Annotated in this window: 20 protein-coding genes; 10 read left to right on the forward strand and 10 right to left on the reverse strand. The window is 65.2% G+C overall.

The window, feature by feature from the left end:
* Window positions 1-216 precede the first annotated feature (216 nt).
* From AC07R1_RS02380 to AC07R1_RS02395, 4 genes are all read left to right on the forward strand, one after another.
* The gene (locus tag AC07R1_RS02380; protein WP_047336485.1) at window positions 217-714 is read left to right on the forward strand and encodes a P-loop nucleotide/nucleoside kinase family protein; all 498 of its coding nucleotides are present in this window, start codon (window positions 217-219) and stop codon (window positions 712-714) included.
* A gap of 440 nt (window positions 715-1,154) precedes the next feature.
* The gene (locus tag AC07R1_RS02385) at window positions 1,155-2,564 is read left to right on the forward strand and encodes a circularly permuted type 2 ATP-grasp protein (protein WP_401261061.1); all 1,410 of its coding nucleotides are present in this window, start codon (window positions 1,155-1,157) and stop codon (window positions 2,562-2,564) included.
* A 3-nt stretch (window positions 2,565-2,567) separates the two neighbouring features.
* Entirely contained in the window at window positions 2,568-3,518 is a 951-nt protein-coding gene (locus tag AC07R1_RS02390; RefSeq protein WP_011060816.1) for an alpha-E domain-containing protein, read from the forward strand.
* The gene (locus tag AC07R1_RS02395) at window positions 3,515-4,312 is read left to right on the forward strand and encodes a transglutaminase family protein (RefSeq protein WP_011060817.1); all 798 of its coding nucleotides are present in this window, start codon (window positions 3,515-3,517) and stop codon (window positions 4,310-4,312) included. Before AC07R1_RS02390 ends, AC07R1_RS02395 begins: the two co-directional genes overlap by 4 nt.
* An 11-nt stretch (window positions 4,313-4,323) precedes the next feature.
* On the opposite strand, the gene AC07R1_RS02400 is transcribed toward AC07R1_RS02395, so the two are convergent.
* Window positions 4,324-5,121, reverse strand: coding sequence for an AraC family transcriptional regulator (locus AC07R1_RS02400; protein WP_011060818.1), 798 nt, complete (start codon window positions 5,119-5,121; stop codon window positions 4,324-4,326).
* A gap of 111 nt (window positions 5,122-5,232) precedes the next feature.
* Here AC07R1_RS02400 and AC07R1_RS02405 point away from each other — a divergent pair, with 111 nt between their 5' ends.
* Window positions 5,233-6,183, forward strand: a complete 951-nt coding sequence (locus AC07R1_RS02405; protein WP_401019625.1) for a DMT family transporter — start codon at window positions 5,233-5,235, stop codon at window positions 6,181-6,183.
* Between the two features lie 54 nt (window positions 6,184-6,237).
* Here the strand turns inward: AC07R1_RS02405 and AC07R1_RS02410 are convergent, their stop codons facing one another.
* A complete protein-coding gene (locus tag AC07R1_RS02410) occupies window positions 6,238-6,888 on the reverse strand; it encodes an SEL1-like repeat protein (protein WP_019094320.1) in 651 nt (216 codons plus the stop codon).
* Window positions 6,889-7,065: 177 nt separating this feature from the next.
* Here AC07R1_RS02410 and AC07R1_RS02415 point away from each other — a divergent pair, with 177 nt between their 5' ends.
* From AC07R1_RS02415 to AC07R1_RS02425, 3 genes are read left to right on the forward strand one after another with little or no spacing between them, the layout of a single operon-like run.
* Window positions 7,066-8,286 (forward strand): putative DNA modification/repair radical SAM protein, encoded by a 1,221-nt coding sequence (locus tag AC07R1_RS02415; protein ID WP_015635263.1) that lies wholly within the window; start codon window positions 7,066-7,068, stop codon window positions 8,284-8,286.
* A complete protein-coding gene (locus AC07R1_RS02420) occupies window positions 8,283-9,176 on the forward strand; it encodes a TIGR03915 family putative DNA repair protein (protein WP_401402102.1) in 894 nt (297 codons plus the stop codon). Before AC07R1_RS02415 ends, AC07R1_RS02420 begins: the two co-directional genes overlap by 4 nt.
* Window positions 9,177-9,188: 12 nt before the next feature.
* Window positions 9,189-9,887 (forward strand): hypothetical protein, encoded by a 699-nt coding sequence (locus tag AC07R1_RS02425; RefSeq protein ID WP_065363798.1) that lies wholly within the window; start codon window positions 9,189-9,191, stop codon window positions 9,885-9,887.
* Between the two features lie 99 nt (window positions 9,888-9,986).
* Here the strand turns inward: AC07R1_RS02425 and AC07R1_RS02430 are convergent, their stop codons facing one another.
* The 5 genes from AC07R1_RS02430 to AC07R1_RS02450 all read right to left on the reverse strand — a co-directional run bounded on the left by AC07R1_RS02430 (window position 9,987) and on the right by AC07R1_RS02450 (window position 16,279).
* The gene (locus AC07R1_RS02430; protein ID WP_011060826.1) at window positions 9,987-11,006 is read right to left on the reverse strand and encodes a branched-chain amino acid aminotransferase; all 1,020 of its coding nucleotides are present in this window, start codon (window positions 11,004-11,006) and stop codon (window positions 9,987-9,989) included.
* 277 nt (window positions 11,007-11,283) lie between these two features.
* On the reverse strand, window positions 11,284-12,675 hold the full coding sequence (lpdA, locus tag AC07R1_RS02435; RefSeq protein ID WP_041117646.1) for a dihydrolipoyl dehydrogenase: 1,392 nt from the start codon (window positions 12,673-12,675) through the stop codon (window positions 11,284-11,286).
* A gap of 3 nt (window positions 12,676-12,678) precedes the next feature.
* The gene (locus AC07R1_RS02440) at window positions 12,679-13,983 is read right to left on the reverse strand and encodes a dihydrolipoamide acetyltransferase family protein (protein WP_053150929.1); all 1,305 of its coding nucleotides are present in this window, start codon (window positions 13,981-13,983) and stop codon (window positions 12,679-12,681) included.
* The gene (locus AC07R1_RS02445) at window positions 13,984-15,042 is read right to left on the reverse strand and encodes an alpha-ketoacid dehydrogenase subunit beta (protein ID WP_011060829.1); all 1,059 of its coding nucleotides are present in this window, start codon (window positions 15,040-15,042) and stop codon (window positions 13,984-13,986) included.
* A 1-nt stretch (window position 15,043) separates the two neighbouring features.
* The gene (locus AC07R1_RS02450; RefSeq protein ID WP_495110060.1) at window positions 15,044-16,279 is read right to left on the reverse strand and encodes a 3-methyl-2-oxobutanoate dehydrogenase (2-methylpropanoyl-transferring) subunit alpha; all 1,236 of its coding nucleotides are present in this window, start codon (window positions 16,277-16,279) and stop codon (window positions 15,044-15,046) included.
* 196 nt (window positions 16,280-16,475) lie between these two features.
* On the opposite strand from AC07R1_RS02450, the gene bkdR reads away from it, so the two are divergent.
* A complete protein-coding gene (bkdR, locus tag AC07R1_RS02455) occupies window positions 16,476-16,964 on the forward strand; it encodes a Bkd operon transcriptional regulator BkdR (protein ID WP_011060831.1) in 489 nt (162 codons plus the stop codon).
* Window positions 16,965-16,967: 3 nt separating this feature from the next.
* Here bkdR and AC07R1_RS02460 read toward each other — a convergent pair whose 3' ends face one another.
* Window positions 16,968-18,164: a cyclic di-GMP phosphodiesterase gene (locus AC07R1_RS02460; RefSeq protein WP_232642411.1), complete on the reverse strand. Its 1,197-nt coding sequence runs from the start codon at window positions 18,162-18,164 to the stop codon at window positions 16,968-16,970.
* 117 nt (window positions 18,165-18,281) lie between these two features.
* On the reverse strand, window positions 18,282-19,904 hold the full coding sequence (locus AC07R1_RS02465; protein ID WP_495110061.1) for a methyl-accepting chemotaxis protein: 1,623 nt from the start codon (window positions 19,902-19,904) through the stop codon (window positions 18,282-18,284).
* Between the two features lie 247 nt (window positions 19,905-20,151).
* On the opposite strand from AC07R1_RS02465, the gene AC07R1_RS02470 reads away from it, so the two are divergent.
* Window positions 20,152-21,636: a DASS family sodium-coupled anion symporter gene (locus tag AC07R1_RS02470; protein ID WP_065363802.1), complete on the forward strand. Its 1,485-nt coding sequence runs from the start codon at window positions 20,152-20,154 to the stop codon at window positions 21,634-21,636.
* A gap of 15 nt (window positions 21,637-21,651) precedes the next feature.
* Here the strand turns inward: AC07R1_RS02470 and dapF are convergent, their stop codons facing one another.
* Entirely contained in the window at window positions 21,652-22,446 is a 795-nt protein-coding gene (dapF, locus tag AC07R1_RS02475; RefSeq protein ID WP_495110062.1) for a diaminopimelate epimerase, read from the reverse strand.
* Window positions 22,447-22,514 lie beyond the last annotated feature (68 nt).

Here is a 22,514-nt window from a genome sequence, read left to right on the forward strand (position 1 = left end):
GGCCTACCGTCAATGCTGGACGTTAGTGTAGATCACGGGAGGGCGCAGAAAGCGGCCCATTTTCCTGGGTTGCCGGGGCTTGGGCAAGTGCGCTGCCGGGCGGTGGTCGGGCGTCCCTGGATCAGGGCTAGTGGCGGCCCGTCCTCAAGCCCGGGGCTGGACGCGTGCGGCAATAGTGGTAAAGCTGTGCGTCCTTCAACGTTGGCAGGGCCTTGCATGCTCATCGTTTTCAGCGGCTTGCCGGGTACCGGCAAGACCACCATCGCCCGTACCCTGGCGCCACACCTGGCGGCCACCTACCTGCGCATCGACAGCATCGAACAGGGCCTGCGTGACGCTGGCCTGGCGCAGGTGGGCAAGGCCGGCTACCAGATTGCCCTGCAACTGGCCGAGGCCAACCTGGCCCTGGGCAACCGGGTACTGGCCGACTGCGTCAATCCGGTGCAGGAAAGCCGCCAGGCCTGGCAGGCCCTGGCCAGCAGACAGGGGGTGAGGCTGCTGGAGATCGAGGTGGTGTGCTCCGATCTTGCGGAGCATCGGCGCCGGGTCGAGACCCGCCAGTTGGACGTGCCGGGCCTGCGCCCGCCCAGCTGGCAATCGGTGCTCGAGCATGACTATCAGCCTTGGGCGAGCTCGCCGCTGCGCCTGGACACCGCGCAGCTCTCACCGCAGCAGGCGCTGGCCCTGATTCTGGCGTGCCTGCCGGGCGCCTGAGGTTGCCGGGGGCAGCGGCGCCAAGTCTTTGAACCTTGATGGTGCGCTGATGGTCAGTGCTCAGGGCCCCGCGATGGCGCCTCAAGGCCGCGCTGTGGGGCGGCATTGGCCGGAAAACTCCCGATAACGGGGCAAAACATGCAGCGCGGGGGCTTTGTGCACCGATTCTGTTCGCGCAGGGCCGCGAGCGGCGCCGGCTACGCTGCTGGGGCTTTGCTGCTGGGTGTTCTCCAGCTTTCTTTGTGTCTCTTTTTTGAATCTATTTGTCGCTAAGCGGTCATTTTTGCCACGGGCCACCTCCGGGGCGGCGCACCGTGCATTTGCGGCATAGCGATTGCTATCACTCTTTCAGGGGGGCTGGGCCCCTCACGCTCGAAGCCGGGTCACGCACACACAGGGTTCAAATAAAAAGCCGTTCACGTCACGGCAAGGAGTTGGCTATGTCCCGCGCTTTCTTTGATGAAATGTATGCTGCCGATGGCGTCTGCCGGCCTCACTACCAGGGGTTTGCCCGCTGGCTGGCGGACACTCCTCTGGAACTTTTGGACCAGCGCCGGCGCGAAGCCGACCTGCTGTTCCACCGCGCCGGTATCACCTTCACCCTGTACGGCGACGAGCAGGGCACCGAGCGCCTGATTCCCTTCGACATCATTCCCCGCAGTATCAAGGCCAGCGAATGGCGCACCGTGGAGCGCGGCTGCATCCAGCGGGTGCAGGCGCTGAACCTGTTCCTCGCCGACCTCTATCACGGCCAGCGGATTCTCAAGGAAGGCATCATCCCCGCCGAACAGGTGCTGGCCAACGAGGGCTATCAGGTGGCGATGCAGGGCCTGGACCTGCACCGCGGCATCTATGCCCATATCGCCGGGGTCGACCTGGTGCGCGACGGCGACGGCAGCTACTACGTGCTCGAAGACAACCTGCGCACCCCCAGCGGTGTCAGCTACATGCTCGAAGACCGCAAGATGATGATGCGCCTGTTCCCCGAACTGTTCGCCGCCCAGCGCATCGCGCCCATCGACCATTACCCGAACCTGCTGCTGGACACCCTGAAAAGCTCCAGCCCCCTGGATAACCCGACCGTGGTGGTGCTGACCCCGGGGCGCTTCAACAGTGCCTATTTCGAACATGCGTTCCTGGCCCGGGAGATGGGCGTGGAACTGGTGGAAGGCGCCGATCTGTTCGTGCGTGACGACCGGGTGTACATGCGCACCACCGCCGGTGCCCAGGCGGTGGACGTGATCTACCGACGCCTGGATGACGCCTACCTGGACCCGCTGTCGTTCAACCCCGATTCCATGCTCGGGGTGCCCGGGCTGATCGCCGCCTACCGCTGCGGCAACGTGGTGCTGGCCAATGCCGTGGGCACCGGGGTGGCCGACGACAAGTCGATCTACCCCTATGTGGACGAGATGATCCGCTTTTACCTCAGCGAGGAACCGATCCTCAAGAACGTGCCCACCTGGCAGTGCCGCAAGCCCGCCGAACTGTCCCACGTGCTGGCCAACCTGGCGCAGTTGGTGGTCAAGGAAGCCCAGGGTTCCGGCGGCTACGGCATGCTGGTGGGGCCGGCGGCGACGGCGGCGCAGATCGAGGAATTCCGCGTGCGGATCAAGGCCCGGCCCGAGGCCTATATCGCCCAGCCGACCCTGTCGCTGTCCACCTGCCCGACCTTTGTCGAAAGCGGCATCGCGCCGCGGCATATCGACCTGCGGCCGTTCGTGCTTTCGGGCCGGGAAACCCGCCTGGTGCCCGGCGGCCTGACCCGGGTCGCGTTGCGCGAGGGCTCGCTGGTGGTCAACTCGTCCCAGGGCGGCGGCACCAAAGACACCTGGGTGGTGGAGGACTGAACCATGCTTTCAAGAACCGCAGCCGATCTGTACTGGATGTCCCGCTACCTGGAGCGTGCCGAGAACCTGGCACGCATGCTCGAAGTCAGTTACTCGCTGTCGTTGATGCCCCAGGCCGGGCGCGGCGACGGCCAGGCCGAACTGGCCATGTCGCTGCTGGCCGCCGGCACCCTGGACGATTACCACCAGCGCCACGGCGAACTCAACAGCGAGCGCATGCTGCATTTCTTCGCCCTCGACGAGAGCAACCCGGGCAGCATCTACTGCTGCCTGCGCGCGGCACGCAGCAATGCCCACGCGGTGCGCGGGCGGATCACCGCCGACATGTGGGAAAACATCAACGCCACCTGGCTGGAGATGCGCAACATCGCCCGCAACGGCCTGGGGCGCTATGGCATCAGCCAGTTCTGCGAGTGGGTCAAGGAGCGTTCGCACCTGTTCCGCGGCGCTACCGCCGGCACCATCATGCGCAACGATGCCTATCGCTTTATCCGCCTGGGAACCTTTATCGAACGCGCCGACAACACCCTGCGCCTGCTGGATGCGCGCTATGAAATGTTCGGCGAGGAGTCCGAGGAGGTCAGCGACGATTCGGCCCGCGGCTACTACCAGTGGAGCGCCTTGCTTCGCGCCTTGTCCTCCTTCGAGGCGTTCAACGAGATCTACCGCAATGCCCCGGGGGCCGAGCAGGTGTCCGAAATGCTGCTGCTGCGCGCCGATGTGCCGCGCTCGCTGCACGCCTGCGTCGAGGAGCTGGACCAGATCCTCGCCGCGCTGCCGGGGGACAACGGCCGCCCGGCCCAGCGCCTGGCCGCCGAGCTGAATGCGCGGCTGCGCTACACCGGGATCAACGAGATTCTCGACTCCGGGCTGCACCAGTGGCTGACCGACTGCATCGCTCAGATCCGCCACCTGGGGCAAACCGTGCACGAGTCCTATCTGGAGGTGGTATGAAACTGTCCATTCGTCACGACACGACCTACAGCTACACCGATGAAGTCTGCACCAGCATCCAGTTCCTGCGCCTGACGCCCCAGAACAGCCTGCGCCAGCAGATCCTCCAATGGCACCTGGAGCTGCCGCGGCGGGTGCGTGCCCAGCGCGATCCCTACGGCAACATCCTCCACGTCATGACCCTGGACGAGCCCCACGGCGCGATCGTCCTCAGCGCTTTCGGCGAAGTGCAGATCGACCCGCTGCGCGAAGTGGAGGGCGACAGCCAGTCGCCGCTGCCGTTCCTGCGCAGCAGCCACCTGAGCAAGGCCGACCCGGCCCTGAGCGACTTTGCCCGACAGCATTGTGGCGAGCGCCGCGATCGCGCCGCGCTGATCGAGCTGATGCAGGCCCTGGCCGAGCACATGCCCTACAGCCCTGGCGCCACCGGGGTCGGCAGCACCGGCGCGCAAGCCTTTGCCGGCGGCGCCGGCGTCTGCCAGGACCACACCCATGCGTTCCTGGCCTGCGCCCGTAGCCTGGGCATACCGGCGCGCTACGTGTCCGGCTACCTGTGCACCGAGGACCAGAGCCACCTGGCCAGCCATGCCTGGGCCGAAGCCTGGCTGGATGACGGCTGGTACAGCTTCGACGTGACCAACCGCCTGGACCGCCCCGAGCGCCACCTGAAACTGGCGGTGGGCCTGGATTATCTGGACGCCTGCCCGGTACGCGGCATGCGTCGCGGTGGCGGGGCGGAGCAGATGCACGCGCAGGTGCAGGTCAGTTCCATGATGCAGGTGCAGCATCAATAGGCGCGCCGGGCTCAGTCGCGCCCCATGGCTTGGCGGCGGTATTCATCCGGGGTGGTGCCCATCATCCGCCGGAACATGCTGATAAAGGCCGAGGCGCTGCTGTAGCCCAGGTCCAGGCCGATGCTTTCCACGGTCCGTCCCTGTTCCAGCAGGGCCAGGGCCTGCACCACTTTCAGGCGCTGGCGCCATTCCACCAGTGACATGCCCAGCTCGCGCTGGCTGCGCCGCATCAGCGTGCGTTCGCTGGTGTTGGCGGCATGGGCCAGTTGCGGCAGCGAGCGCGGGTCGCCGGGGTTGGCCTTGAGGGTGCGCAGCACCGGGCCCAGCAGCGGGTCGTCGGACGAGGGCAGGTAGCTGCCGGCGCAGGAGGCATGCCCCAGCTTGTCCACCAGCACCTGCAGCATGCGCTGTTGCTCGTCGCTCTGGGGCAGGCCCGGTGGCGCCTGGCGCAAGTCGTCCAGGAGCGCCAGGACCAGCGGGCTGAGGCTCAGGGCGCAGTGCCGGGCGGGCAGGGCGGTGCACAGCTCGGGCGCCAGGTACAGCGAGCAGTGGCAGGCTTCGTGGCGGTTGAAGCCCATGTGCTCGACATTCGGCGGCAGCCAGATGCCGTACTGCGGCGGCGCCAGGTAATGGTGGTCGCCCAGCTCGATTTCCATCACCCCGCTGTAGGCATAGACGAACTCGCCCCACGGATGGCGGTGGCGCGGGTAGGTGGCGTGGGCCGGCAGATTGGCCGCGCGAAAGAAGATCGGCGCCGGCAGGGCTTCGCTGAAAGGCGGCAGGTGCAACTGTTGCGCGGCTTTGTTCATGTCGGGCACCGGTTGGCGGATAAGTGCTATGGGCTGGCGGATTAAAACTATATCTAGGAAAACTGTCAGGCGGACAATCCTTCATCACTTTTTCTCGATGAAGGATCTGCCATGGCCACTCGCCAACCCCTGGATGCCACCGCCTGCAGCCTGATGGTTGGCCTGTGCGCGATCTGGGGCCTGCAGCAGGTGGCGCTCAAGGCCACTGCGTCGGACATCGCCCCGGTGCTGCAGATTGCCCTGCGCTCCGGCGGCGCGGCGCTGCTGGTGGGCCTGCTGATGTGCTGGCGCGGCGAGCGCCTGGGGCTGGGTGACGGCCATTGGCGCCCGGGCCTGCTGGTGGGCGGGCTGTTCGCCCTGGAGTTTCTGCTGGTGGGTGAAGGGCTGCGCTACACCACGGCCTCGCACATGGCGATCTTTCTCTATACCGCGCCGATCTTCGCCGCCCTGGGGCTGCACTGGCTGATGCCGGCCGAGCGGTTGAAACCCGCGCAGTGGCTGGGTATCGGCGTGGCCTTTGGTGGCATAGTCGTGGCCTTTAGCGGCCCCGCCGCGGCCGGGCACGGCGGTGGCAGCCATGTGCTGCTGGGGGATTTTCTCGGGGTGCTGGGCGGGGTCGCCTGGGGCGCGACCACCGTGGTGGTGCGCTGTTCGCGGCTAGCCTCCAGCCCCACCACCCGGACCCTGCAGTATCAACTGCTGGGGGCCTTTGTCTGGCTCGGGCTGGCGGCGCTGCTGACCGATCAGACCAGCATCCATTTCACACCGTTGGTGGTCGCCAGCCTGGGCTTTCAGGTGTTGGTGGTGTCGTTCGCCAGCTTCCTGATCTGGTTCACCCTGCTGCGCCGCTACCCGGCCTCGCGGTTGGGCGTGCTGTCGTTCATGACCCCGCTGTTCGGCATAGGTTTCGGGGTCTGGCTGCTGCATGAGCCGCTGGAGCCGAACTTCATTTTCGGCGCGTTGCTGGTGCTGGCGGGGATTGTCATGGTCAGCGGCTACGAGTGGCTGCGCCAGCGTTTCAAGCGCAATCGCGAAAGCCCGGTGGCGCCGCGCGGTTCTTGAACGCCCGGGCGCTGGCAAGTCGGCTCCTGCCAGCGAGACCGTTCCCGGGACGATTCAGCGTTTCGCCGCCTCAAGGGCGTTGCGAATGTCTTCCTGCAACTGGCGGGCACCGCTGCAGGCAGGGTCGGCGGGGCCGTGCTTGCAGGATTTATCCAGCACCTTCAGCGCCAGATCGGCGTCGGGCGCTACGCCTATGCCCCGGCTCAGGTGGAAGCCGTACATGGTGCAGGCCCAGGGGTCATCCAGCTCACAGGCCTTGTTGAAGGTCTGCACTGCACAGTGCCGGGTGCCCTGGCTGTCGGCGTCGGCCGTGAGCATGCCGGCGGCGCGGTTGGTGCAGCCGGAGACCAGGCCCAGGCTGCAAGCGCGCTGGTACAGCGGTTCATAGCCTTCGGCCGGCCCTTTGGCCTGTTGCAGGGTGGTTGCCAGCCAGTAGCAATCGTTGCCGTCGCCGGCCTCGCAGCGCTGCAGGCAGGCTCCCAGCTGCTCCGGGGTTTCGCAGCGGTTGGCCTGCGTGGCCCGTATCGCGGCCCTGGCCGGCATGTTGTCGCCGGGGCATTGCCTGGCCTGGGCCTGCCAGTCCTGCCGGGCCTGGACTTTGGCGTACAGGGCAGCGATCAGTTCCTGGTCGGTGGGCGCGGCGCTGGCGGCAATGCTCGACAGCAAGGCCATGCCGAACAGGCAGAAACGGTAGAGGCGATGCATGGGGCAGAGTCCTTTCCAGGGGGCGTGGGCGCGGGGGGTATCTTAAGGATTTTCGCCAATAGCTCCAGGCTGCCGACGGGGTGGCGAGACGTTTTTTTTCAATTTGCCCCGGCAGCTCTCTTGTGGTCCCGGGGTTTTACTCTGTACTGTATATAAAAACAGTATCCGGGCCCGACCATGCAACTGATCGACAAGCTGAGCATCCTCGCCGACGCCGCCAAGTACGACGCTTCCTGCGCCAGCAGCGGCGCGCCCAAGCGCAGTTCCGAAGGCAAGAGCGGGCTGGGTTCGAGCAATGGCATGGGCATCTGCCACAGCTATACGCCGGACGGGCGCTGCGTCTCGCTGCTCAAGGTGCTGCTGACCAATTTCTGCCTCTACGACTGCCAGTACTGCGTCAATCGCCGTTCCAGCGACGTACCCCGGGCACGCTTCAGCCCCGAGGAAGTCGTGCGCCTGACCCTGGATTTCTACCGGCGCAATTGCGTCAGCGGGCTGTTCCTCAGCTCGGGGATCATCCGCTCGGCGGACTACACCATGGAGCAACTGGTGCAGGTGGCAAGGCTGCTGCGCGAAGAGCACGAGTTCCGTGGCTACATCCACCTCAAGACCATCCCCGACGCCGACCCGTTGCTGATCGAGCAGGCCGGGCGCTACGCCGACCGCCTCAGCGTCAACGTCGAGCTGCCCACCGACCAGGGCCTCAAGGCCCTGGCCCCGGAAAAGCACCTGGGTTCGATCAAGCAGGCCATGGGCACCATCTATACCGGCGAGCAGACGGTGCTCAACGAGCCCCGGGCGCCGCGCTTCGCCCCGGCCGGGCAGAGCACCCAGATGATCGTCGGCGCCGATGACACCGACGACAGCACCATCCTCCACAGCGCCGAGGCGCTGTACGGCAACTTCCGCCTGCGCCGGGTCTATTACTCGGCCTTCAGCCCGATTCCCAACAGCCCGAAAAGCGTACCCCTGGCCGCGCCACCGCTGATGCGCGAGCACCGCCTGTACCAGGCCGACTTCCTGCTGCGCGGCTATGGCTTCAGCGCCAACGAACTGTTCCAGGGGCCGGGGCACCTGGCCCTGGACATGGACCCCAAGCTGGCCTGGGCCCTGGACAACCGCAGCGTGTTTCCCCTGGACCTGAACCGTGCCGAACCGGCGCTGATCTCGCGCATTCCGGGGATCGGCCTGCGCACTACCCAGCGCCTGGTGGAACTGCGCCGCGAGCGGCGTATCCGCTACGAGGACCTGGCGCGCATGCGCTGTGTGCTGAGCAAGGCCAGGCCGTTCTTTATCACCAGCGACTATCACCCGCAGCAGGCGGAGACCAGCAGCGCGCTGCTCTACCAGCAACTGCGGGAACGCCCGCAACCGCAGCAGATGGGGCTTTGGGGATGATCAGCCTGGACTGTGACGACCTGTTCGACACCTGGCGCCAGCAGGCGCGCTGGCTGCTCAGCCATTCCATCGACCCGAGCCGGGTCAGTTGGTCCGGGACGCAGGAGGCCGATCTGTTCGCCAGCGATGAGGCTTGCCCTGAGCAGCCCGGTCCGTTTCGTGCGCGGATTCCCCTGGCCCTGCTGGAGCTGCTGGAACGGGCCGCCTGCTATCGCGGCGAGCAGCGCTGGAGCCTCTTGTACGAGGTGCTGTGGCGGGTCAGCCATGGCGACCGCACGGCCATGCTCAGCGGCGATCAACTGGGCAGCGAGTTGCAGCGGCGAATCAAGCAAGTCGACCGCGAGGCCCATCACCTGCATGCCTTCGTGCGCTTCGTCAGCTTGCCCGCGGGCCGCTCACAGCTGGCCGAGCAGCCTGAATACGTGGCCTGGCACGAGCCGGCCCACGACATCCTGGCCCAGGCCAGCCGGCATTTCATCGGGCGCATGGGGCGCCACCGCTGGATGATCGCCACGCCCCGGGACGGGGTGTATTTCGACGGTACGCAACTGCACCACCAGAGGCGCTGCCCCAGCGCCTGGCGGCAACTGGCCCAGGCCGGTGAAGACCCCGGGGGCGAGCTGTGGCTGGCCTACTACAGCCATATCTTCAACCCGGCGCGGCTCAACCCCCGGGTGATGCAGGGGCATTTGCCGGCGCGCTTCTGGAAGCACCTGCCGGAGGGGCCGCTGATTCCGGCACTGATCAACCAGGCCCGCCACGGCAAGCAGCGCGACGGGCAGGCCAGCCAGGTGGCAGCACGGCCAGGCAAGCGGATCGGCCAGCCGCGCGGCGATAGCGCTGGGCAGGCCCCAGGGCCTTCCCTGACAATGGGCGGCTTTGAACAATGAGGCAGGCAGCCAATGGATGACGGCGTGGATGACGGCAAGGGCATTACCGAGGAATTCTGGTCGAAGGGAGTGACTGACGACGCGAAGATGATGTGGCGGGTGGGCAGCCGCGGCGTGACCTTCCTGGCGGCGCTGCTGCTGCCCAAGACCGGGTTCAAGGTCGTGGACATCGCGGTTGGAGTGCTGACCATGCTGATCCCCTTGCTGGTGATCGAAACCCAGAGGGCCTATTCGAAGTTTTCCCCCGGGTTTCTCGCCTGGGTGATCCGCATCAGTGTCTTTGCCAGCGGTGTGGCCATGGCCAGCCTGGGGCTGGTGGTCTACTTCGGGGTCGTGATGCCTTTGGTTTCAGCGGTGGGCATGCATTTTTTTCAACAGAGCGCCAGCCTCCAGTCCCAGGGGCAGAGCGGGGTGGAACTGGTCGGTTTCTGGTGGATGGCGGCTGTCACCGGCTTTGCCGTGATGTATGCAGTGTTCAAGAATTTTCGCGAGACCAAGGTGTTCGAGATCGTCTATCACCTGCCACGCAACGGCGTGAGGCAGCTCATGCAGGAGCGGCCGCTGCGCGCCAGCAACTGGCCGATGTTCGTCTGGTTCGAGCTCTGCGTGTTGATCGCGAGCTTTTTCTACACCTTGATGGCATCCCAGGCCGCGCTGCTGGTGGTGGATGGAACGCAACAGGTGCTGATGTTGTTCGGTATCAGCCTCTGAGGGGGAGCCCCGCCTTCGGCTGGCATCCTGCAGGCTCCAGGCATGAAAAAGCCCGCCCCTGGCAACCAGGGGCGGGCTCGGCTGAAGCAGGGGGGGGAATCAGACCTTGACGATCCAGCCCGCTGGCGCTTCGACGTCGCCGGTCTGCACACCGGTCAGCTCTTTATAGAGCTTCTGGGTGATCGGGCCGACTTCTTTTTCGCTGTAGAACACGTGCAGCTTGTTCTGGTACTCGATGCCGCCGATCGGCGTGATCACCGCAGCAGTACCGCAGGCACCGGCTTCCTTGAAGTCCGCCAGCTTGTCGATGAACACGTCGCCTTCGACCACTTCCAGGCCCAGGCGGGTCTTGGCCAGCTCGATCAGCGACAGGCGGGTGATGCCCGGCAGTACCGATGGCGAGTTGGGGGTGACGAATTTGTCGTCATGGGTGATGCCGAAGAAGTTGGCCGAACCCACTTCCTCGATCTTGCTGTGGGTCAGCGGGTCGAGGTAGATGCAGTCGGCGAAGCTGGCCTTCTTGGCCTGGGCGCCGGGCATCAGGCTGGCGGCGTAGTTGCCACCGACCTTGGCCGCGCCGGTGCCCTGAGGCGCCGCGCGGTCGTAGCTGGAGATCAGGAAGTTGTGCGGGGTCAGGCCGCCCTTGAAGTAGGCGCCGACCGGGATGGCGAAGATCGAGAAGATGAACTCCGGCGCGGTGCGCACGCCGATGTTGTCGCCGACGCCGATCACGAATGGGCGCAGGTACAGCGCGCCGCCGGTGCCGTAGGGCGGGATGAAGCGTTCGTTGGCCTTGACCACGGCCTTGCAGGCTTCGATGAACTGTTCGGTGGAGACCTGCGGCATCAGCAGGCGGGCGCAGCTGCGCTGCATGCGTGCGGCGTTCTGGTCCGGACGGAACAGGTTGATCGAACCGTCCTTGCAGCGGTAGGCCTTCAGGCCTTCGAAACATTGCTGGCCATAGTGCAGGGCGGTGGAGCCCTCGCTGATGTGCAGCACATTGTCTTCAGTCAGGGTGCCTGCGTCCCACTCGCCGTTACGCCAGTGCGACAGATAGCGCTTGTCTGTCTTGATGTAGTCAAAACCCAGCTTGTCCCAATTGATGCTTTCGTTACCCATGACACCCTCTATCGCTTAACAACCGTCGGAACGGCTCAAGGCTTCTGACGTTTTTTTGGATGGGCACAACAATACTGCATTCCGGGGGCGTGCCGCATCCCGGACGATGGGAGGGGGCGCAAAAAAACTTAGCCTGCTTATGAAGCTTCCCCCCTAACAGCCCCATACCCCTGTAGGAGCGAGCTTGCTCGCGAAGGCCGCTTGGCTGTCCACGCTGGCCCTTTCGCGGGCCAGCCGCGCTCCTACCTGGGCACTGTCCTGTGTGCCCCTTGAGTGGTTACAGATGCAGGGCGTGGCCCAGTGCCCGCAGCGCCGCTTCCTGGACCGCTTCACCCAGGGTCGGGTGGGCGTGGATGGTGCCGCCGATGTCTTCCAGGCGCGCGCCCATTTCCAGGGATTGGCCGAACGCCGTGGACAATTCGGAGACTCCGACTCCCACTGCCTGCCAGCCGACAATCAGGTGATTGTCACTTCGGGCCACCACCCGCACGAAACCGCTTTTCGATTCCAGGGTCATGGCCCGGCCATTGGCCGCGAACGGGAAGCTGCTGACGATGCAATCCAGGCCGGCAGCGCGGGCCTCGTCCGGGGTCTTGCCCACCACCACCAGTTCCGGGTCGGTGAAGCACACCGCGGGGATCGCTGCCGGGTTGAATTCCCGGTGCTTGCCGGCGATCAGCTCGGCGACCATCTCGCCCTGGGCCATGGCCCGGTGCGCGAGCATCGGCTCACCGCTCAGGTCGCCGATGGCCCAGACGTTGCGCATGCTGGTCTGGCACCGGTGGTCGATCTTGATGGCCGCGCCGTTCATGTCCAGGTTCAGGCTTTCCAGGTTCCAGCCCTGGGTGTTGGGCTTGCGGCCCACGGCCACCAGCACCTGGTCGGTGGCCAGGTTCAGGGTATCGCCATTGGGTTCGCGTACCTGCAGGCTGCTGCTGGCGGCATCGAAGCCCAGCACGCTGTGCTTGAGGTAGAGCTTGATCCCCAACTGCTTCACCGAGTCCAGCACCGGCTGGGTCAGTTCGCCGTCGTAGGCGGGCAGGATACGTTCCTGGGCCTCCACCACGCTGACTTCGACCCCGAGCTTGCGGTAGGCGATGCCCAGTTCCAGGCCGATGTAGCCGCCGCCGACCACGGTCAGGCGCTTGGGCAGGGTCTTGGGTGCCAGGGCCTCGGTGGAGGAAATGATCGGCCCGCCGATGGGCAGCATCGGCAGGTTGACGCTTTTCGAACCGGTGGCCAGCAGCAGGTGCTCGCACTGGATGCGGGTATCGGCGCCTTCGATTTCCACGGTCTTGCCGTCGATGACCCTGGCCCAGCCCTGAATCACCTGGACCTTGTTTTTCTTCAGCAGCGCGGCGACCCCGGTGGTCAGGCGGTCGACGATGCCGTCCTTCCATTCCACGCTCTTGCCGATGTTCAGGGTTGGCGCCGCCACTTCGATGCCCAGGGCCGAGCCCTGGCTGTGGTGGCGGGTCTGGTGGAACTGCTCGGCGACATGGATCAGCGCCTTGGACGGGATGCAACCGATGTTCAGGCAGGTGCCGCCCAGGGACTGGCCCTCCACCAGAATGGTGGAGATGCCCAGCTGGCCGGCGCGGATGGCCGCCACATAACCGCCAGGGCCGCCGCCGATGATCAACAGTTGGGTATTGAGAGTCTGTTGCATGTCTTACTCCACAAACAGCGTGGCGGGTTGTTCGAGCAGGCCGCGAATGGCCTGGATGAATTGCGCAGCGTCCATGCCGTCGACCACCCGATGATCGAAGGAGCTGGAGAGGTTCATCATCTTGCGGATCACGATCTGGCCCTTGATCACCATGGGCCGCTCGACGATGCGGTTGACCCCGACAATCGCCACTTCCGGCAGGTTCAGCACCGGCGTGCTGACGATCCCGCCCAGCGCGCCGAGGCTGGTGAGGGTGATGGTGGAACCGGAGAGTTCATCCCGGGCGGCCTTGCCGCTGCGAGCGGCCTGGGCCAGGCGCGCGATTTCCTCGGCGTTGCCCCACAGGCTGCGGGCTTCGGCGTGGCGCACCACCGGCACCATCAGGCCGACGTCGCTCTGGGTGGCGACCCCGACGTGCACCGCGCCGTGGCGGGTGATGACCTGGGCCTCGTCGTCGTAGCGGGCGTTGATCTGCGGGAAGTCGCGCAGGGCGACGACCATGGCCCGCACCAGGAACGGCAGCAGGGTCAGCTTGCCGCGGGTGGCGCCGTGCTTTTCATTGAGGTGGATGCGCAGCTCTTCCAGGGCGGTGACGTCCACTTCCTCGACATAGCTGAAGTGCGCGGCGCGATGCTTGGACTCCTGCATGCGCTGGGCGATCTTGCGGCGCATGCCAATGACCTGGATCTGCTCTTCATCATGGCGCTCGGCATAGCCGGCCCCTGGCGCCGAGTAACCCTTGAGCGGCTGGCTGTCCTGGGCCAGGTAGGCGTCCAGGTCTTCGTGCAGGATGCGCCCGGCCGGGCCGCTGCCTTGCACCAGGCGCAGCTGGATGCCCAGGTCCAGGGCGTGCTTGCGCACCGCCGGCGAGGCCAGCGGACGCTCGTCGGCTTCCCGGGCCACCGGTGCCTGGGGCGCTGGGCGGCAGGCTGCTGCTGGACTGGCGACGGGTTTTTCCGCTTTGGGGGCTTGGGCCACTGGCGCGGCGGCCACGGGCTTATTAATAGCTGCCGGCTCTTTTGCCGCCGGTGCGGCTGCCTGGGCGGATTCCTTGAGGTTGCCCGCGCCTTCGACCTCGATGCTGATGAGGATGCTGCCCACCGCCATCACTTCACCGGGCTCGCCGCCCAGGGAGATGACCTTGCCGTGCACCGGGGAGGGGATGTCGACCATCGCCTTGTCGGTCATCACGTCTGCCAGAACCTGATCTTCCACTACCTGATCGCCGACCTTGACGTGCCACTGCGCCAGTTCAACTTCCGCGATGCCTTCGCCGATGTCCGGCATCTTGATTACGTGCGTGCCCATTCAGACCTCCATGACCCGTTGCAGCGCCGCGCCCACTCGGGACGGCCCTGGGAAATATGCCCACTCCTGCGCGTGGGGATACGGCGTATCCCAACCGGTGACGCGCTCGATCGGGGCTTCCAGGTGGTGGAAGCAGTGTTCCTGCACCAGCGACACCAGTTCGGCGCCGAAACCGCAGGTACGGGTGGCTTCGTGTACCACCACGCAACGGCCAGTCTTTTTCACCGACTTGACGATGGTGTCCAGGTCCAGGGGCCACAGGCTGCGCAGGTCGATGACCTCGGCGTCGATGCCGGTTTCCTCGGCCGCCACTTGCGACACGTAGACGGTGGTGCCGTAGGTGAGGATGGTCACGTCCTTGCCCGGGCGGGCGATGGCCGCCACGTCCAGCGGCACCTTGTAGTAGCCGTCCGGTACCTGGGCCGCCGGGTGTTTCGACCAGGGGGTTACCGGGCGATCGTGATGGCCGTCGAACGGGCCGTTATACAGGCGCTTGGGTTCGAGGAAGATCACTGGGTCATCGTTCTCGATGGAGGCGATCAGCAGGCCCTTGGCGTCGTAGGGGTTGGACGGCATCACGGTGCGCAGGCCGCAGACCTGGGTGAACATCGCCTCGATGCTCTGGCTGTGGGTCTGCCCGCCGTAGATGCCGCCGCCGCAAGGCATGCGCAGGGTCATGGGCGCGGTGAACTGGCCGGCGGAGCGATAGCGCAGGCGCGCGGCTTCGGAAATGATCTGGTCCGAGGCCGGGTAGACGTAGTCGGCGAACTGGATTTCCGCCACCGGGCGCAGGCCGTAGGCGCCCATGCCGATGGCCGCGCCGACGATGCCGCTTTCCGAGATCGGCGCGTCGAACACCCGCGAGGTGCCGTACTTGGCCTGCAGGCCTTCGGTGCAGCGGAACACGCCGCCGAAGTAGCCCACGTCCTGGCCGAACACCACGACGTTGTCGTCACGCTCGAGCATCACATCCATAGCCGAGCGCAGGGCCTGGATCATGGTCATGGTGGTGGTGGTCATGGCGGTGTCCAGCTGGATATTGTTGTTGTGATCGTTCATTTCAGATCCCCAGTTCCTGGCGTTGGCGTTTCAAGTGCTCGGGCATGTCCTTGTAGACATCCTCGAACATGGTCGCGGCGCTGGGGATCTGGCCGCCGGCGAGGGTGCCGTACTGCTCGGCTTCCTTCTGGGCGGCGATGACCTGGGCTTCCAGCTCGGCACTGACCGCGGCGTGTTCCTCTTCGGACCACTGGCCGATCTTGATCAGGTGCTGCTTGAGACGGGCAATCGGATCGCCCAGGGGGAAGTGGCTCCAGTCGTCGGCCGGGCGGTACTTGGACGGGTCGTCGGAGGTGGAGTGCGGGCCGGCGCGGTAGGTGACCCACTCGATCAGGGTCGGGCCAAGGTTGCGGTGGGCACGTTCGGCGGCCCAGCGCGAGGCGGTGTAGACGGCGATGAAGTCGTTGCCGTCGACCCGCAGCGAAGCGATGCCGCAGCCCACGCCGCGTCCGGCGAAGGTGGTGGCTTCACCGCCGGCGATGGCCTGGAAGGTGGAGATCGCCCACTGGTTGTTGACCACGTTGAGGATCACCGGTGCGCGGTACACGTGGGCGAAGGTCAGGGCGGTGTGGAAGTCCGACTCGGCGGTGGCGCCGTCGCCGATCCAGGCCGAGGCGATCTTGGTATCGCCCTTGATCGCCGAGGCCATGCCCCAGCCCACGCCCTGCACGAACTGGGTCGCCAGGTTGCCGGAGATAGTAAAGAACCCGGATTCCTTCACCGAGTACATGATCGGCAGCTGGCGCCCCTTGAGCGGATCGCGCTCGTTGGACAGCAGTTGGCAGATCATCTCCACCAGCGGCACTTCCCGGGCCATCAGGATGCTTTGCTGGCGGTAGGTGGGGAAGCACATGTCGTCGATGTTCAACGCCAGGGCCTGGGCACTGCCGATGGCTTCCTCGCCCAGGCTCTGCATATAGAAGGACATCTTCTTCTGCCGTTGGGCGACCACCATGCGGTTGTCGAAGATCCGCGTCTTGAGCATGGCGCGCATGCCCTGGCGGAGGATCTCCACAGGCACGTCCGCGGCCCAGTCGCCCAGGGCGTTGCCCTGATCGTCGAGCACGCGGATCAGGCCACGGGCCAGGTCGGCGCAGTCGGCAGGTTCGATATCGATAGGAGGTTTGCGGGCCAGGCCGGCATCGTTCAGACGCAGGTAGGTGAAGTCGGTCTTGCAGCCGGGACGTCCCGAGGGCTCGGGAACGTGCAGGCGTAGCGGTGCATACGCTGGGGTCATGGCTTTCTACGCTCGATCTTGTGGATTTCTTGTAATTGGGCGCGCTAGCTGACAGTCATTCCCTGGGTAAGAGAAATCTTGTCCTACAAACATCATAGGCCGGGCGTAGAAGAATATTTATCTCTGTTTCATTGCGCTGGACGGTATTTGCAGATAAAAAATCTGCATAAACATAAAAAACAGGTTGTTTTGTCTCATGCGCAAACTGGACCGTACCGATATCGGCATTCTCAACAGTCTTCAGGAGAATGCCCGCATCACCAACGCTGACCTCGCCCGCTCGGTGAATCTTTCGCCCACCCCGTGCTTCAACCGGGTCAAGGCCATGGAGGAGCTGGGGCTGATCCGCGAGCAGGTGACCCTGCTGGATGCCGACCTGTTGGGGTTGCACGTCAATGTGTTCATCCACGTCAGCCTGGAGAAGCAGGTGGAAGAGGCCCTGCAGCACTTCGAGGAGGCCATCGCCGACCGCCCGGAGGTGATGGAGTGCTACCTGATGGCCGGTGATCCGGACTATCTGATCCGGGTGCTGGTGCCCAGCATCCAGTCCCTGGAACGCTTCATGATGGATTTCCTGACCAAGGTCCCCGGGGTGGCCAATATCCGTTCCAGCTTCGCCCTCAAGCAGGTGCGCTACAAGACCGCGCTGCCCTTGCCGGCCAACGGCCTGACCCTGGGCACCTGAGGTTCAGGCCGGGACCTCGCTCCACAGCTGTTGCAGTTGCTTGAAGTCCCAGGCCTCTTGCGCTTCCCGGGCGACGATGTGTTCCTCGCCCTGCAGCCGTGAAAGGTCCAGGACCCGTTGCGGCAGGGGCATCTTCGAGCGTGTGGAAAAGAACACCTTGACCTTGGGCAGCAGCAGCGACTCGCTGTTCTGCTCCAGGACCACCGCCAGCTTGCCGCTGTTCAGGCGCACCAGGGAACCCACCGGGTAGATGCCCACGCACTTGACCAGGGCCTGCAACACCCGCGGGCCGAAATGCCCGGTCCAGCCGGACATGCGCTGCAAGGCTTCGGCCGGGTCCCAGCCACGGTTGTAGGGGCGGGTCGAGGTCACGGCGTCATACACGTCGCAGACCGCACCCATCTGTGCGAACAGACTGATCTGCTCCCCCGCCAGGTGGTGCGGGTAGCCGCTGCCGTCGATCTTTTCGTGATGGTGCAGGCACACATCCAGCACCAGCGCGTCCAGCTGCGGGTTCTGGCGCAGGATGGCACCACCGGCGGCAGGGTGCAGCTTGACCCGCTCGAACTCGTCGGCGGAGAGTTTTTCCGGTTTGTTGAGGATGCTGTCGGGGATGGTCAGCTTGCCGATGTCGTGCAGCAGCCCGGCGACTCCGGCCTGGTGCACCTGCTCCACCGGCAGCTCCAGTTGCCGGGCCACCGCCACCATCAGCGCGCAGACCGCCACCGAGTGCATGTAGGTGTAGTCGTCGGCGGTCTTGAGCCGGGCCAGGCTGATCAGCACGTCGGGGTGGCGCAGCAGCGAGCTGGAGATGTTGTGCACCAGCTCGTCCACCTGGACCAGCTCGATGGCCTGGCCCATGCGCACCTCCTGGAACATCTGCATCACCGCCTTCTTGGAGTGGGCGCAGATCTTCAGCGCACGCTGGATTTCCTCGGCCCGCTCGACCCGCAGCGGGGCTTCGCTCTTGAGCGGCGGCTGGGCGGCCGGCGCGCTGGGGTGCGGGTTCGCCGGCAGGTCCAGGCCCTTGTCCGAGTCGATCCACAGGCTGCTGACATTGGACTGGCGCAGGCGCTGCAGGTCGGCGTGGCTATTGAGCACGAAGCCGGCTTTCCAGAACGAATGGTCCAGCCACGAACCGCAGAACTGGTGGATATACATGCCCATCTGCAACTGCTGCACGGAAATGAGTTTGAGCACGGTCGAGCCCCCCACCTGATTCAGACCGGCCCGGGCGCCAAGAGGCGGCCCGGGCTGGCTGATCGATAACGCTCCTTGCCGTTACTTATCCTGAACCGCTTGACCGGTCGCGCCCGGTCAGAGGGAGAAGCGTGCCACCAGTTTGTTCAGACTGACCGCCAGTGACGACAGTTCACTGCTGGCGATGGAAGTCTGGCTGGCGGCGGACGAGCTTTGCAGCGACAGGTCGCGGATGCTCATCAGGTTCTGGTCCACCGAGCGTGCCACCTGGGCCTGTTCCTCCGAGGCGGTGGCGATCATCAGGTTGCGTTCGTTGATTTCGCTGATGGCCTGGGTGATATGACCGATGGCGGCGCCGGCCTCGTGGGCGATGGCCAGGGTCTGGCTGGCGTCCTCGCTGCTTTGCTGCATAGACAGCATAGCCTTGCTCGAACCGCTCTGGATGCCCTGGATCATCTGCTCGATCTCCTGGGTCGAGAGCTGGGTGCGGTGGGCGAGGGCGCGCACTTCATCGGCCACCACGGCGAAGCCGCGGCCCTGTTCCCCGGCCCGGGCGGCCTCGATCGCGGCGTTCAGGGCCAGCAGGTTGGTCTGCTCGGCAATGGCGCGGATCACATCCAGGACCTTGGTGATGTCCTGGGCCTGCTGGGCCAGGCCGGCCATTTCCAGCCGGGTGTGTTCCACGGTGCCGGTGAGTTTCTCGATGGAGTGGATGGTCTGCTCGACCCGCTCCTTGCCCAGCCCGGCCGAGCGCTCGGAGGCCTGGGTGGATTGCGAGGCGGACACCGCGTTGCGCGCCACTTCCTCCACCGCAGCGGTCATTTCATTGACCGCGGTGGCGGCCTGGTCGGTCTCCATGCTCTGTTGCTGGATGCCGGCGTTGGACTCGCGGGTGATGGCGCTCATTTCCTCGGCCGCGGAAGCCAGTTGGGTGGACGAATCGGCGATGTGGCGGATGGTGGATTTCAGGCTGTCGAGCATGGCCTGGGTGGATCTCTGCAGGTCGGTCAGCTCGTCCTGGCCGCTGACGTCCACCTGGGCCCGCAAGTCGCCCTCGGCGATCTTCTGGGTGGTGGCCAGCAGCGACAGCACCGGGCGGATGATGCTGCGGGTGAACAGGGTGGCGATGAGGATCGTCAGGACAATCGCCAGGACGATGATCACCGAGGTCAGGGTCAGGCCGGTGTCGAACTGTTGGCCTGCCTGGTTGGCGGAGTGCTCGGCGCCGTTTTCGTTGATGGCGATCAGTGCCTCGATGGCGGACTGCAGGGTGTTGGCCAGGGGCACGGTGACCTGGTTGATGTAGTCGCTGGTCTGTTGTGCAGTGTTGGTCTTGCTGCTCTCGATCAGCACCGCCAGCTTGTCCAGGTAGTCCTGGGCGCCGCGCTTGACCTGATCAAAGGTGGTTTTTTCCTCGGCGCTGGAAACCAGCGGTTCGTAATCCTTGATGGCCTGGGCCAGGCTGGCCTTCAGGGTCCCCAGCTTGTCCAGCGAAGCGGCTTTCTGGGTATCGTTCTCAGTGGCGTAGTGCAGTGCTTCCAGGCGCACGCGCAAGGTGCCGGATTCGATTTTTGTGGCTTGCCTGACGCTGGGCAGCCAGTTGGTTTGCAGATCCAGTGCCGCGTCGTGAATCTGTCCCATTTTCCACAGTGCCAGCCCTCCCAGACCAATCAGCAGTACACAGATGGCGCCGAAACTCAGTAGCGCCCTGGAAGTCAGTTTCATGTTTCTTGTCACCATAAAGGCACCTTGCAGGTTGGAGTGATACAGCCAAGTACGTTTCGACTCCTTGTCGCCTTGATATCACTCTGATCTCAAAGTTGTGAAAAATCTGCATAGATGTAAAAAAATATTTCTACGGGTGTTTTCCTGTTCAGCCCGCAGACAGCTTGAGCCCTTGCAGGACGCCGTGCTTGACCTTCATCAAGGCGCTTTCCGGGGTTTTGCGCCATGCTCGGCGCCTGTCCAATTGAAAAGGAAAAGGCCCATGTCCAAGCCTGAAACAACGGCGCCCACGGCCAAGGCTGTATTACCGATTGGATTGCTGATCGCCGTGCTGGCGATGGTTGCCGTGCTGCTGTTGCCACTGCCCGCCGACCTGCCGGTGGCGGGGCACCGGATGCTGGCGATCCTGGCCTTTGCCGTGGTGGTGTGGATCAGCGAGGCGGTGTCCTACGAGGCCAGCGCGATCATGATCACCGCCTTGATGGCCTTCCTCATCGGCACCGCGCCGACCCTGCAGGACCCGAGCCAGCTCTATGGCAGCTCGGCGGCCATCGGCCTGGCCCTGACCGGGTTCTCCAATTCGGCCCTGGCCCTGGTGGCCGGTGCCTTGTTCATCGCCGCCGCCATGACCCACACCGGCCTCGACCGGCGCATCGCCCTGGTGACCCTGACCCGGGTCGGCACCAGCACCCGGCGCATCCTTATCGGGGCCATCGCCGTGACCATCCTCCTCAGCCTGCTGGTGCCCAGCGCCACCGCGCGCAGTGCCTGTGTGGTGCCGATCATGATGGGGGTGATTGCCGCCTTCGGCGTCGACAAGCGCTCCAATATCGCCGCCGGGCTGATGATCGTGGTCGCCCAGGGCACCAGCATCTGGAACGTCGGGATCCAGACCGCCGCGGCGCAGAACCTGCTGACCGTGGGCTTCATGGACAAGATGCTCGGCCAGCGCGTGGCCTGGCTCGACTGGCTGATCGCCGGCGCGCCCTGGGCGGTGATCATGTCTTTGGTGCTGCTGTGGCTGGTGCTGAAACTGCTGCCGCCTGAAACCGACAGCATTCCCGGCGGCAAGGAGGCGGTGGCCCAGTCCCTGGCGGACATCGGGCCCATGACCGGGCCGCAGAAACGCCTGCTGGCGGTGTCGGTGCTGCTGTTGTTGGCCTGGTCCACCGAAGGCAAGCTGCACCCCTTCGACACCACGACCACCACCTACGCCGGGCTGGTGATCCTGCTGCTGCCGCGGATCGGCATCATGACCTGGAAGGATGTGCAGTCGCGCATTCCCTGGGGCACGGTGATCGTCTTCGGCGTCGGCATCAGCCTGGGATCGGCGCTGCTCAGCACCCAGGCCGGGCAATGGCTGGGGAGCCAGGTAGTGGCCCATACCGGCCTGGACCAGGTGGGGCCTTTGGCGGTGTTCGCGATTCTCGCGGCGTTCCTGATCCTCATCCACCTGGGGTTCGCCAGCGCCACGGCGCTGACTTCGGCCTTGCTGCCGATCCTGATCGCCGTGCTGCAGACCCTGCCGGGTGAGTTCAGCCGCCTGGGCATGACCATGCTCCTGGGCTTTGTGGTCAGCTACGGCTTCATCCTGCCGATCAACGCGCCGCAGAACATGGTCTGCCTGGGTACCGAGACCTTCAATGCCCGGCAGTTCGCCAAGGTCGGGCTGCTGGTGACGCTGATCGGCTACCTGCTGATGCTGGTGTTCGCCATGACCTGGTGGAAATGGCTGGGCTGGATGTAGGAAAAGTAAATCCCTTCACAGTGACCCGCTGAACACCCGGGTCACGCTGCCGGCCAGGCGCACCTTGCCCTGGCCGTCCCAGCTCACCGTCACCGGCCCGCCATCGCACAGCACCCGCACCGGGCTGTCCAGCAGGCCGCGGCGGATGCCGTTGACTGCCGCTGCGCAGGAGCAGGAGCCGGAACCCAGGGGGATGGCGCCATTGCGCTCCCAGATGCGCAGACGGATGGTCTGGCGATCGATCACCTGGATGAAGTGCACATTGGTCTTGTGTGGAAACAGCGGGTGGTTCTCGATCTGTGGGCCCAGCGTGGCAATGTCCAGCGGTGCCAGGTCGTCGACGAAAAAACTGCAATGGGGGTTGCCCATGCTGCACGCCGCCGGTGTTCCCGGCAGTGGCAGGTGCAGGCTGTCCAGCTCTCGGACCAGGGGGATGGACTGCCAGTCGAACGAAGGCAGGCCCATTTCCACCGACACCGACCGATCCTCAATGCGCAGGCATTGCTGCAGGCCGCGGGCGGTTTTCACCTGCACCGAGGTGACGCCGCTTTCCTGCATCAGCAGGTCGGCGGCGCCCCGGGTGGCACTGCCGCAGGTGTCCAGGCTGGAACCATCGGCGTTGAAGAAGGTCAGTTGCGCCGCGCTGTCGCTGCAATCGCCGAGCACCACCAACTGATTGAAACCGATGCCACGCCGGCGGTCCCCCAGGGCCCTGGCCAGCTCGCGGGTGATCGGGTTGGTGCGGCCACGGGCATCGATCAGCACGAAGTCGTCACCATTGGCGTGCATCTTCACAAAGTTCAGGGGCATTCGGGCTCCAACAGGCGAGGGCAGGGAAGGGCGGGGGCCAGCGCATGCAGGATTCCGAAAAAAAGCCA

It is taken from the genome of Pseudomonas sp. GW821-FHT07F01 (assembly GCF_059418825.1).